The 326-nt window shown below is 65.6% G+C and carries 1 protein-coding gene; it reads right to left on the reverse strand.

All coding sequences use genetic code 11. From position 1 onward, the window contains the following. A partial coding sequence (locus ACWGPE_RS19120; RefSeq protein ID WP_452049333.1) for an aminotransferase class III-fold pyridoxal phosphate-dependent enzyme occupies positions 1-326 on the reverse strand: 326 nt, incomplete at both ends.

Consider the following 326-nt stretch of genomic DNA (forward strand, 5'->3'; position numbering starts at 1 on the left):
GCGTTTGGTCGCGTGCCGGGCGCTCTTGAGCGCGATGTCGATCGCCTCACCGCCTCCGGACCCGTAGGCCACCTTCTTGATCGACGCCGGCGCGGTCTCGACGAGGCGCTGCGCCAGGGCGGTGCGGGCCACCGATGGGAAGTGGTGGTTGCCGACGTCGAAATGCTCCATGCCCTCGGTGATCGCCTGCATCACTTCGGGATTGCGGTGACCGAGGTTGTAGGTCCCACCGTTGAGATGCAGATCGATCAGGCGGCGCCCGCCCATATCCCACAGGAAATATCCCTCGCGGCGGTCGATCACCAGATCGACACCGGTGTCAGTCC

This window comes from Agromyces sp. NPDC055658 (assembly GCF_053618155.1).